The sequence below is a fragment of the Chryseobacterium sp. Mn2064 genome, assembly GCF_049319685.1.
GTDB lineage: Bacteria > Bacteroidota > Bacteroidia > Flavobacteriales > Weeksellaceae > Chryseobacterium.
In genome coordinates this window covers 680,010-691,982 of the sequence record NZ_JBMOUE010000001.1, presented here as the reverse complement: position 1 = coordinate 691,982, position 11,973 = coordinate 680,010, and the positions used below count along the sequence as shown (strand labels likewise).

Genomic DNA, 11,973 nt, shown 5'->3' with positions numbered 1-11,973 from the left:
TTCACCTATAAAAATATAAGCTATGCATGAATTGAGTATAGTGAAGGATATTTTTGACACTTTGGAAGAGCATTATGATGCTAAAGTTGAAGATATCCAACAGGTTCAGGTAACGGCAGGACTCCTCTCCAATGTACAGCCTGTCCTTATCCAGAATGCATTTGATGCATTTATTACCGATCATCCCCATTATCAGGAAATGGAACTTGAAGTTCTGGTAAATGATATTATTGCCCACTGTGAACGGTGTAGGAAAGACTTCAATGTCAGGTACCACCGCTTTGTCTGTGACGACTGCGGAACGGCTTCTTCGAATATTGTTCAGGGTAACGAACTCTTTATTTCAAAAGTAATTTTTAAACAAAAAAATCATTAAAATATGTCAACAGCAAACCCAAAAAGTTTAGGTAACCGTGTAGGATCCGTTCAATGTGATAACACGACTCTTCATTTATTAAAGGCCAACGATTTTGTAGCCAAAGCTATCAGAGACCGTTTAAAAGGCATTTGTGTCATCAATGTATGCTCCTCTCCGGGATCAGGAAAAACAACCCTGATGCAGGAAACAGGAAAGCGTCTGTCTCAGGATCTTAATATTTCGATTCTTGTCGGTGATCCGGAAACCGAACGTGATGCCATCAGAATGCGCGAAGTGGGAATCAATGCACTTCAGATTGTAACCGGAGGAATGTGCCACATTGAGGCTCAGATGATTTTGCAGGCTTTGGATCATATCGATCTGGAAGGGATTGACCTTTTATTCATCGAGAATGTAGGAAACCTTCTGTGCCCTTCAGCTTTTGATCTTGGAGAAGATTACCGTGTTACTCTTCTGGCTTCTACGGAAGGAGATGATAAACCGAAAAAATATCCACGCATGTTCTTGACCAGCGAATTGATGCTTGTCTCCAAAGCAGATCTTCTTCCTTATGTTCCTTTCTCTGTAGAAGCGGTAACAAAAGATGCCCATGAAGTAAACCCTAACCTTGAAGTAATGACCATCAGCACCTTAAACGGAGACGGTATTGAAGAATGGTGCAACTGGCTGAAAGAAAAGGTAAAACTGAAAAAAGAAAGTGCTGCTCAAGAGGCGTAATGTATGGAAATACTACAGCCAATCGTAATAGATGAAGTAAAGCCAAGAGAAAACCTGAATGATTCTCATCCTGACATTCTGGAACTCGAATGGTTTGAAAATAAAAAACAAAAACTGACCCGGGTTACCAGATCTGGGACAGTTTTAGAACTCAGATTGGGAAATCTTAAAGAATGGCAGCAGGGAGACCGGCTATACAGTCATGAACAGCAAGTTGCAACGATCTATTTTAAAACCTGCCTTACCATATGTTTTGTTCCTCAAAATGATACCGAAGCCGCAGATTTCTGTTATTTCATAGGAAATCAACACCTTCCTGTATTTGTTATTTCAGACCAACATTTCGCGGTCCCTTATGACGGCCGGCTGTACGAGCAGCTATCGGTGAAATATGGGCCCCGTCTAGAGCTTAAGGATGCACAACTTTTATCTGCCCAATCATTACGTTATCTCGTCCAAAAAAGAACACATGAAAATTAAAACCCTATTCATTACAACTTTTTCTGCCATTCTACTGGTTTTACAAAGTTGTAATAAACCAAAGAATTCGCCTTCAACAGAAACTTCAGCTTCTACAGAAGTAACAGCAACAGACAGCAGAGGTAAAAAAATTACGCTGCCTCATGAAGCTATGCGGATTGTTATTCTCTATAATGCACTTGTAGATGATGTTTATATGCTGCAGGCAGGAGAAAAAATTGTCGGCATTCCACAGCAGGTTTATGAAACGGAAGACACTTACCGTTTTCTTTCCAAACTGGATAGCAGGATTAAAAATAAAAGCATCGCAACCCCTACTTTTGGAGGGCAGTCCAGCAATGCAGAAAGTATTGTAGGGCTAAAACCTGATCTGGTCCTTACATTCAGTACCGATGAAGATAATATCACACAAATTGAAAACCTGGGAATTCCTGTCTTTACTTTCTCGTCTTTAAACGATGAAAAAATTCTGGATGAACTTAAAAATGTAGGGAAACTTCTGGGAAAGCAAAAACGAGCTGAAGAAATCACTCAATATGTTACTCAGGAAGTAAACAAAATGAAATCTTCTCATAGCAGTTCTCCTAAGAAGATCTACTATGCATGGTCTAAAGGACGCATTATGTCTACTTCAGGAAAAGGAAGCCTTATTGATATGGCAATAACCCTGTCAGGAGCTCAAAATGCCTGTCCGGTTCCAGTGGAAGCACCCAATATCAGTGCCGAAACGATGTACAAATGGAACCCTGATCTGATCGTATTATGGAACTCAAAATTATCTGATGTATACAGCCTTAAAGAATTGGCTGCACTTCCTGCAGTAAAAAACAAACAGGTGTTTGTAATGTCTCCTTCTTTTCCTTATGACCCGCATACGGTAAAATTTATGCTGTTTGCCAAACAGCTTCGTCACTGGTGCATGCCAGAATATACCCAGGAACAACTGGACCAGGATGTAGCGAAGGCATTTGAGATCATCTATGGTAAAAAAGGACTGATCTGATGATAAATACCATCAAAAAAGGATCTTTACTGATTATAGTTCCTCTACTGCTGATCATCGTTTCGCTCATTATAGGTTCGAGTCAGAATATCAGCCTGGGGGAACTCTTTCATCATATTGCGCTGGAAACAGGTCTGTCTACAGACCAGGCTTTATTACAGGGAAGTTTACATACTATTTTATGGCAGGTCCGCTTGCCACGAATTATCCTCACTTTTCTGGTAGGTGCCTCACTAGCTTCTGCGGGAGGTGTACTACAGGCTGTTTTCAGAAATCCGATTGTAGATCCTTTTACATTAGGAATTTCTTCAGGTTCTGCTTTCGGAGCAGCATTGGCTATGTTGTTTCCTGTAATGGCCGTAAATGTTTCTGCCTTTATTTTTGGAGTAGCAGCCGTGGGAATCACTTATCTGGTTTCATATGCAGGTGCCAAAACCTCTATTGTAAGCATGGTTCTTGCAGGGATGATTGTTTCAGGAGTGTTCACTGCTTTACTGACTGTACTACAATACCTCAGCGACCCTTATAAGTTGCAGGCGATTGTACAATGGACAATGGGAAACCTTCATACCGCTTCGTGGCAGAAAGTGTATACGGCATTGTTCCCGATCCTTGCGGGATTATTGATCATCATTATATTCCGCTGGAAGCTAAACCTTCTGGCATTAGGAGATCATGAAGCCATGGCTGTGGGAGTAAACCCTTTTGTATTAAAACTGGTCTTCATGGCAGTAGCAACAATGATCACAGCTTCAGCGGTGGCTGCGGTAGGAGTAATCAGTCTGTTCGGATTGATTGTACCTCACATCAGCAGAATGATTTTTGGCCCTAATAATAAGATTACAGTATGGGCCAACATCAGTATCGGCGGAACTTTTTTGCTCCTGATTGATGATTTTTCCCGTACCGTATTGCCTTTTGAAATTCCGATCGGAGTCTTTACCATGATTATCGGAGCGCCGGTTTTCATCTATTTAATGCGTCGAAATGCTATAAACTGGAACTCATGAATTCAATTATTTCAATCGAACAGCTTTCTTTCGGCTATGGAAACCATGAGGTGCTGCAGAATATAAGAGCTCAGTTTCCCAAAGGAAAACTGTCTGTCATCCTGGGAAGGAACGGAAGCGGTAAATCTACCCTATTTAAAATCATTGCCGGTCTTGAAAAAAACTACCAGGGAAATGTGTGGATTGGAGATAAAGAACGACGAAAAATTAAAATAGGAACTTCTTCCCCTGTTCGTCTTGGTTTTTTAAATCAAATTCATCAAACGACTTTTCCCTTTTCGGTATTGGATGTAATATTAACGGGAAGAGCTTCATTTTCAAGATTTTCCCCTAAAAAATCGGACTATAATGAAGTGGAAAATATCCTGTTGAAATTTAATTTAAACCACCTTAAAGATAAACCTTACACTTCTCTTTCCGGCGGAGAACGGCAATTGGTTCTTCTGTGTAGGGTAATGGTTCAGAAACCTGACATCTTGCTGTTGGATGAGCCAACCAATCATTTGGATCTGCATTATCAGGTCGCTGTTTTGGAAGCAATACGCCAATTGGTAAAGGAAGGTACTACGGTTTTATGCGTGATGCATGACCCGAATCTGGCTTTTCTTTTTGGAGACGAGTTCTTCGTCATGCAGAATCACAATCTTGTGGCCGTTCAATCTTTGGAAAAAGAGGAATTACATCAACTTCTGGAAGACACTTATGAATTGCCTTTACTGGGACTGGACAACCAGGGAACTCCAATATTTACACCTTTATTAAAGTAAAATATATGAAAAATCGTGAAGAAATAATGATTTCGTTAGTAGAAGATTACCATGTTTTCGAAGTATTGCCTTACGTTATGGAATTCAGACGGCAGCTGTTTCCTTTACTTGATCCTTTAATCATTCCTAAAGATCTGGTTAATTTCGAGCAGAACTATCTGCAGTCTTTGACGGGAGCATTCCTACAGGCCCGAACAAAAGACGGAAAACTGATTGGTTCGATCGGTATGATGCCTTATGACTACCGTTTTCCCCACCTTGATATTGATAAAGAAACCACTGTAGAAGTGGCCAGACTATTCGTGAACCCGGAGTACAGAAGAACCGGTATTGCCACCCGTTTATTCCAGGAGCTTGCCAATATTGCCAAACAAAAAAATATAAAGCGTTTATACCTTCATACCCATCCATTCCTTCCGGGAGCTTATAATTACTGGTTACAACAGGGTTTCGAACTTATGAAATCCTGTTATGAGGGAACCTATCCTACATTTCATATGGAACTTATGATTCCAGCACAACAATAAATAATACACAGAAAAATACATGAACACAACTAAAAAAGCATTATGCATCAATGGTATAATGCTCCTCCTTCCATTGGCCTTATCCGCACAGGAAACCCATTCTATTTTCGGAAAAGTTCTGAATCAGGAGGGGAAAATAATCTCCAACGCTACCGTTTCTCTCCAACAGGGAAGTTCAACAATAACGAGTAAAGATGGGAAATTTCAGTTTGACACTCCTATTCAATATCCGGCCCAACTTATGATTAATGCCAAAGGATATTCAGAATCGAATATTACCCTGGATTCTCTTTCCTATGATGATAAAAATGGAATAACCATACGACTGGCAGAAAATCACACCAATATTCAGGAAGTTCTGATCACAGCGCGCAGAAATAATTCTTATCTCACCAATAATTTAGAATTAGGAGGTAAATTTTCGGGAAATCTGAAGGATCTGCCTCAATCGGTTTCTATTGTAAGCAGCGAATTTATGGAAGATAAGCAAGCATATACCACCCGTGAAGTAGCACAGGATCTTGCGGGAGTAACTACAGCTTCCTCTTATGATGATCTTATTATCCGTGGTTTTAAAAGTGGTTATGAGACCGGAATCCGTCTTGTCAATGGCTTGCGTTCAGGATATAGCTACGGGAACAGTTATTACCGTTCTCCCTTAACCATCAACCTGGAGAGTGTTTCTGTTTTAAAAGGCCCCGGAGCTTCATTATTTGGAGACATTACTCCTGGAGGAACCATCAATATGGTTACTAAAAAACCTTTGGATCAGCAAAAAGGATCTGTTAATTTTTCTGTTGGAAGTTTTCAGACAGTCCGTACAAGCATTGATCTGACGGGCCCTTTAGATAAGGAAAAGAAAGTACTTTACCGTTTGAATGCAGGATATGAAGACACCAAAACCTTCAGAAATGTCAATCAGCAGAAAAACTTTATGATTGCGCCATCATTTACTTTTAAACCTTTCGACGGAACACAAGTGGATATCGATTTGGTATATGATCAGTTTCATGGCTATCTGGATCGTGGAATGGGTTTAAGAAATAATGATTTCTATGCTCTTCCCCGCTCTTTCACCCTAAGCCAGCCATCAGATTTTTATAATACCAAAACATTGTCATTCAGTGCCAGACTCAGTCAGAGATTGACTCATAACCTGTCGTTGAATGCCAGTTACATGAAATCTATTTATCAGGAAGATGTGAATGAGCACCGTACTCTCAACAGTTACGCAGATGCTCCTAACAATACGATTATGAATATGCGTTTCTTCGATCGTCATGGAAAGGATTATACGGATAATTCGGTAGTTTACTTTAAGTGGGACCTTACCGGAAAGGCAATTGAAAATCATATCATTGCGGGAGTAGATTATGCACAGTATGAAGGAGACAGCAACAATCAGCAGCGTGAAGCAAGACAACAAAAGATCGACGGAAAGATTGTTCCGCTGACATTTGATCTTAATAATCCTACTTATACAATTCATGATCTAAGCAATTATGTATGGCTGCCACAAGGTAGTTATCCTTTCTTAAGTCCTTATAAAACAACCGGAATTTATGTTCAGGACCAGATCTCTTTTGACAGGCTGAAACTGATTCTGGGACTTCGCCACGAACATTATTATTCTGAAACAATAAGCAGCGCTACCACCCGTTACAGCGGTACCCAAAATGCATGGTTACCCCGAATTGGATTAACGTATCAGATCAATGACAAGATCAATTATTTTGCAAGTTATTCACAAGGGTTTGCTCCTGTAGGGGCCAATTTCATCCAGAATTATCAGGATTATGGCGCCGACAAGCCTTTCACTGCCGAGCATAGTTTTCAGATCGAAACAGGTCTTAAAACCGGATTCTTCAAAAATCAGCTTCAGATGGATCTTTCTCTTTTCCAGATTGAAAGAAAAAATATGCTGATTGCTACAGGAGAAATAAGCCCAACTGGGTTTCCAGTGTATAGACAATCGGGAAATGCAGTTTCAAAAGGTGTTGAACTTGATATCCGCGGTCAGCTTACCAAGGAGTTTCAGGTGATGGCAAATTATACCTATAACGATACAGAGGTAAAAGCTTCTTCTATCGCTTCTGAAGTAGGGCAGGCTTTACCTGGGGCGCCTAAAAATATGGCAAGTATGTGGTTGAAGTATGTCTTTTCAGCGCACGCTTTAAAAGGTCTTGGTTTTGGGGCCGGTGTCTATTATGTAGATACAAGACGTATGGACAACAGCATTGGAAAAGACAGTGCCGGAAATGCACTTTGGGGCGAATGGCCTTCCTATACGACCGTTAATGCAGCCGTTTATTACCATATTGGAAAAATGAAAATGTCAGTAAACGTCAATAACGTTTTTGACAAGTACTATTTCCTGGGTGGGTTTGATTATACCCGCGCCTTCCCCGGAGCTCCAAGGAATGTAATGGCTTCTGTAGGATATTCTTTTTAATTTATTTTTTTTACTCTTGTTAAGACCTGGACCGTTTGATAACAGTCCGGGTTTTTTGTATTCTTAATTGTTCTAATAATTGATACCATGATGATAAAAACTATGTAATTAATCTCTTATTTAACTTCACAACAGAATATTTACTTCCAGCCTCCTCCTAATGCCGCATACAGATTAACCATCGCCTGCAACTGCTGGAGCTTATCTGTAACAGCATTCTGTCTGGCACTCGGAAGGCTTTGTTCTGAAGTTAAAACGTCTGTATAATTGGTTGCGCTGGTATATTTCAAAGTTTTTTAGTGAAGTATACCGCTTTTTCGAGATTGGTAATCTGCTCTTTATGGGAAGAAAACTTTTCCTCCACCATCTGATATTGATACAAAGCAAAGGCTCATGAAAAATATATCTTTCCAGATCATAGTAATCCGATTGCTGTGGTTTGACTATTTTTGTAAGACGGTATAAATCTCAATAATTATGCACAATGATTTCACCTTCAATTTTATAGAACCAGATGAGATAATTGCTGATTTTGTAGAAAATCTGGGAACATTTTATAATCAGTCGGACGAACCTAAAGAAGTGGTTATTATTCCTGATGGAAGGGTTGATCTTTTCTTTTCGCAATCTCCCTCTGAGCCATTTCATGCTACTCTTATCGGGCTGGAAACTTATCCTGAGCAAAGATATATTCCAGCCCATGCTCATGCTTTTATTATCAGTTTTAAACCTCTTGCTGTTGAATATATTTTAAAAACATCTATTGCCGATCTCCTCAATACAGGAAAAGATCTCCCGGAAGGCTTCTGGGGCTTTGAATTATCTGATATTCAAAATTTTGAAATATTCTGCACAAAAGCTACCGGGAAAATAAAAGAACTCCTTCCTTCGAACCTGGACGAAAGAAAACGCAGACTTTTTGAATTGATCTATTCATCAAAAGGCGAGATGAGTGTAAAGGAACTGTCAGAGAATATTGGCTGGAGTAGCCGACAAATTAACCGTTATTTTACCAAACATCTGGGATTGTCGTTAAAGGCTTATTCAACGATCTTACGATTCAGAGCTTCATTGGAACACATTGCACAGGGTAAACTTTTTCCTGAGCTTAATTATACCGATCAGAATCATTTCATTAAAGAAGTGAAAAAATTTTCGGGAGTGGCACCGAAAGAATTATCAAAAAATCAAAACGACCGATTTGTACTATTATCAGTGTTGAAGGGAAAGTAATTTTGTCCTGTAAAATTTAAATTAAAAATGTTGATAAACAATAAATCAATAGCCATTGTTGGTGGAGGTCCTGCCGGACTTACATTAGCAAGACTTTTACAATTGAAAAACGCAACTGTAAAAGTATATGAAAGAGATCGTAATCAATTTGCACGTGTACAGGGTTCTCCGCTTGATATGCACGAAGATTCTGGATTGGCTGCTATACGAAAAGCTGAACTTCTGGATGAATTCAAAAATACTTTTCGTCCTGGAGCAGATAAAACACTGATTATGAATAACAAGGGAGAAATTCTCTACAGTGACCACGAGACAAAGCCTGAAGAAGATTTTGGTGCCGAACATTTTCGCCCCGAAATAGACCGTGGGCCTTTAAGAAATATGCTTCTGGGATCTCTACAGCCTGAAACGGTGGTATGGGACAGTCATTTTATATCTATGGAACCCCAAGATGAAGGTTGGCTTCTCCATTTTAAAAACGGAACATCAGCCTATGCAGATCTTGTGATTGCTTCGGATGGGGCCAATTCTAAAGTCCGTCCTTATCTCACGAATAATAAACCTGTTTATTCCGGTGTTATTATGCTGGAAGGAAATATTTCCAAAGAAAACGCGCCCCATATTGATGCTTTGATTCAAGGGGGTAAAATAATGGCTTTTGGAAATACAAAGAATATACTGCTTGGGCAGAAAGGCAATGGAGATCTGGGTTTCTATGCCAGTTTTAAAGCTGATGAAAATTGGCCTACCGACAGTGGGCTAGATTTCTCAGATACCAGACAGCTTCTAGAATGGTTTAAAGAAAAGTATTCTGACTGGAGCGAAATCTGGACTGAACTCTTTGAAAATGCAACCACTCCTTTTATCCCACGTCTTATTTATTATATGCCCTTGGATCAAACCTGGGAAACGATGCCGAATGTAACGCTGATGGGAGATGCCGCGCATGTTATGCCACCATTTGCAGGAGAAGGAGCTAATATGGCGATGCTCGATGCCCTTGAGCTCAGCGAATATTTAACAGATACTTATTATCCTACGTTGAAAGAAGCGATTACCGCCTATGAGATAAAAATGCGTAAAAGAGCAGCCATTGCAACACAGGAATCTCTTGAAAATGGAGAACGCATGCATTCTGAAAAAGCTTTGGAAACTATGCTGGAATTCTTCAACGGACATTCTGCAGAACAGGAAGAAAAATAAATGTACAGACTTCAATATATTCATCATAAAAGGCTGTTTCAATTTTTGAAACAGCCTTTTTCCCTCTTAAAAAATGTCTCCCATTCAACGTGATCCCGGAAGAAATTGTGTTAGTTTCTGATTATATTTAGCACAACTTTTAAAATTTTAATTTGCTACGAGAGCTCATTTTATTTTCGTAATTAATACAGTCTAAATGTAGATTAAAATTTTTAAAAATATGAAAAAGCACCTACTACACTCATACAGCACTTTTATAAAACACTGTATATCAATAATAAAAAAACTATAAAATCCGATAGTAAAAATTATACTCTATAAAATAGTGAATGAAAAATATTTGGCTGTGAAATTTGTTCAATCTCATCATAAGTTCATTAAGCAGCTATCTTAAAATGATTCATGCCACTTTTGGGTAATATCTAAAAAAAATCGCCTACTCAATAACTACTCTCCGTTTCTTTTTTCCCAGATTTCCAACGCTGATAATTTGAATTAAGTTGAACTCAGAATATATTTTATTAATAAAATTGGGTTCTCCTCTTGAAGAAATTAAGAATTTTCAACACAAACAATAATCAATTAATTATCAATATATTGAGCCATTAAATTTCAGATGTAGTACCCGTGTAGTAGTCGTATTTTTTCTACTTTGTCAAAAAATTTTCAAATTTGAATATAAGACCACTACAAAATGACGAGTGGTGAAAGGAGAATATTTCGAATACTGTCTGATGTGATGATCGGACAGTTTTTTTTTTGAATTAATTCAATTCATCAAAAAATTGGTAAATATCTACTTCTGTAGGAATATTCAGTTTTTTTCTGATCCTGTATTTCTTCTGCTGAACGGTTCTATGCTGAACCAAAGTATAGCTTGCAATTTCTTTAGAAGTAAAATGAAGTTTGAGCATGGCGCAAAAAGCGAGTTCTGAACTTTCAAGGCTTGGATTAATGTTAAGAAGCTGCTCTACAAAATTAGGATAAGCTTCTCTGAAACGGATCAAAAATTGTGGATCATTGTTTTTTGCCAGCTCCATAATCTCATCTTGAGTGTTATCATTAATCTGGATTTTCAGACTCTCAGCCTCTGTTCTAAGGACTGCTTTTCTTTTCTTTAATGAACTGATAATTCTCCATGCATATATTCCCAGCATCGAAAAGCCTGCTAATAAAAAAATAAGAGCCCATTGGATATTGTTTTTATGCTTTTCTGAATCTTTTTTGGTTTCCGAAATGAAAGATTCCATATCCTGATTGATGGTTGCCAATAAAGCGGTATTGGTCTTATTTTTGGCTTCGGTATAAGCGTTCAGATAATAATAGGCTTTTTCTTTGTCACCCAAATGATCGTATACGGTTCTGAGATCGTTATAAATATATTTACCGTAATAGGCATAAATACGTTTTGTTTTCTCATTTATTTTCAATGCTTTATGAAGATATCCTTCTGCTTTTTCATATTGCTGATCCGCAATATAATATTCTCCCATAATGGTATTGGTGTAGAGTGCAATACCATCTTCTTTGCCTCTCTCATTGGCTTTGCTGTAAGCATTTGTAATATATTTATAGGCAGAATCTTTATTTTTATACATATAAATATAATCGCTTATCGCACAATCTGCCAACCCGGAATTATCTAGCTTTCTGGCCTTCTGGAAAAACTCCAGGGCTTTTTTCTTCTGCTTTTTCTGGATGAGATAAGTAGCCTGTCTGAGATAAATATTAAAAAGGATATTATTTTTAAGAGCGTGGTTCTGTTCTTTTTCTATATAATCCAGCGATTGTTTATTATACAGGAAGGCTTTGTCCAGTCTCTTCAGTTCCATATTGAATCGACCGTAAACATTATAGAATATAGCCTGATGAACATTATTTTTCGAATGCCTCAATATCTTTTCTGCATCTTCAAAAAACGTCTGGGCTTTTTGGTAATTTTCCAGTGAGATATTGACTTCTGCCAGGTTGATATAGCAAAGTGCTTTTCCATCTTCATAGCCAAGCTGGTCTGCTTTTTTATAGTATTTTTTGTTAAGACTGACAAGAGAATCATAATCACCAGCGAGCCTAAACTCTTCGTTACTTTTCATCAAAGTAACATCAAAACTTTTCTCATAGTCCTTGGAATCCGGATTACATGAAATTGAAATAATTAATAAAACATAAAAAAAGATACGTGTCATAATGCTTTCTCCATTT

General features: G+C 38.3%; 12 protein-coding genes. 10 read left to right on the top strand and 2 right to left on the bottom strand.

Going from position 1 to position 11,973, the window contains the following annotated elements:
• The first annotated feature begins 22 nt into the window (after window positions 1-22).
• The 8 genes from ACL9RH_RS02920 to ACL9RH_RS02885 are packed head-to-tail and all read left to right on the top strand — an operon-like array spanning window position 23 to window position 7,335.
• On the top strand, window positions 23-376 hold the full coding sequence (locus tag ACL9RH_RS02920) for a hydrogenase maturation nickel metallochaperone HypA (protein ID WP_422691836.1): 354 nt from the start codon (window positions 23-25) through the stop codon (window positions 374-376).
• A gap of 3 nt (window positions 377-379) precedes the next feature.
• The gene (gene hypB / locus ACL9RH_RS02915) at window positions 380-1,096 is read left to right on the top strand and encodes a hydrogenase nickel incorporation protein HypB (protein WP_422691835.1); all 717 of its coding nucleotides are present in this window, start codon (window positions 380-382) and stop codon (window positions 1,094-1,096) included.
• A gap of 3 nt (window positions 1,097-1,099) precedes the next feature.
• Complete coding sequence (locus ACL9RH_RS02910) at window positions 1,100-1,576, top strand: urease accessory protein UreE (protein ID WP_422691834.1); 477 nt, start codon at window positions 1,100-1,102, stop codon at window positions 1,574-1,576.
• Window positions 1,566-2,579, top strand: a complete 1,014-nt coding sequence (locus ACL9RH_RS02905) for an ABC transporter substrate-binding protein (RefSeq protein ID WP_422691833.1) — start codon at window positions 1,566-1,568, stop codon at window positions 2,577-2,579. Before ACL9RH_RS02910 ends, ACL9RH_RS02905 begins: the two co-directional genes overlap by 11 nt.
• On the top strand, window positions 2,579-3,589 hold the full coding sequence (locus ACL9RH_RS02900) for a FecCD family ABC transporter permease (RefSeq protein WP_422691832.1): 1,011 nt from the start codon (window positions 2,579-2,581) through the stop codon (window positions 3,587-3,589). The genes ACL9RH_RS02905 and ACL9RH_RS02900 overlap by 1 nt, the downstream gene beginning before the upstream one ends.
• Complete coding sequence (locus ACL9RH_RS02895; protein WP_422691831.1) at window positions 3,586-4,356, top strand: ABC transporter ATP-binding protein; 771 nt, start codon at window positions 3,586-3,588, stop codon at window positions 4,354-4,356. Before ACL9RH_RS02900 ends, ACL9RH_RS02895 begins: the two co-directional genes overlap by 4 nt.
• A gap of 5 nt (window positions 4,357-4,361) precedes the next feature.
• The gene (locus tag ACL9RH_RS02890; protein WP_422691830.1) at window positions 4,362-4,883 is read left to right on the top strand and encodes a GNAT family N-acetyltransferase; all 522 of its coding nucleotides are present in this window, start codon (window positions 4,362-4,364) and stop codon (window positions 4,881-4,883) included.
• A gap of 19 nt (window positions 4,884-4,902) precedes the next feature.
• The gene (locus ACL9RH_RS02885) at window positions 4,903-7,335 is read left to right on the top strand and encodes a TonB-dependent siderophore receptor (RefSeq protein WP_422691829.1); all 2,433 of its coding nucleotides are present in this window, start codon (window positions 4,903-4,905) and stop codon (window positions 7,333-7,335) included.
• Window positions 7,336-7,475: 140 nt separating this feature from the next.
• Here the strand turns inward: ACL9RH_RS02885 and ACL9RH_RS02880 are convergent, their stop codons facing one another.
• Window positions 7,476-7,625: a hypothetical protein gene (locus ACL9RH_RS02880; RefSeq protein ID WP_422691828.1), complete on the bottom strand. Its 150-nt coding sequence runs from the start codon at window positions 7,623-7,625 to the stop codon at window positions 7,476-7,478.
• Between the two features lie 187 nt (window positions 7,626-7,812).
• On the opposite strand from ACL9RH_RS02880, the gene ACL9RH_RS02875 reads away from it, so the two are divergent.
• On the top strand, window positions 7,813-8,568 hold the full coding sequence (locus tag ACL9RH_RS02875) for a helix-turn-helix domain-containing protein (RefSeq protein ID WP_422691826.1): 756 nt from the start codon (window positions 7,813-7,815) through the stop codon (window positions 8,566-8,568).
• Window positions 8,569-8,595: 27 nt separating this feature from the next.
• Window positions 8,596-9,771: an FAD-dependent oxidoreductase gene (locus tag ACL9RH_RS02870; RefSeq protein ID WP_422691825.1), complete on the top strand. Its 1,176-nt coding sequence runs from the start codon at window positions 8,596-8,598 to the stop codon at window positions 9,769-9,771.
• A 764-nt stretch (window positions 9,772-10,535) separates the two neighbouring features.
• Here ACL9RH_RS02870 and ACL9RH_RS02865 read toward each other — a convergent pair.
• Window positions 10,536-11,957 carry a tetratricopeptide repeat protein gene (locus tag ACL9RH_RS02865; RefSeq protein ID WP_422691824.1) on the bottom strand — a complete coding sequence of 474 codons (1,422 nt, stop codon included), beginning with the start codon at window positions 11,955-11,957 and terminating at the stop codon, window positions 10,536-10,538.
• Window positions 11,958-11,973: the final 16 nt, after the last annotated feature.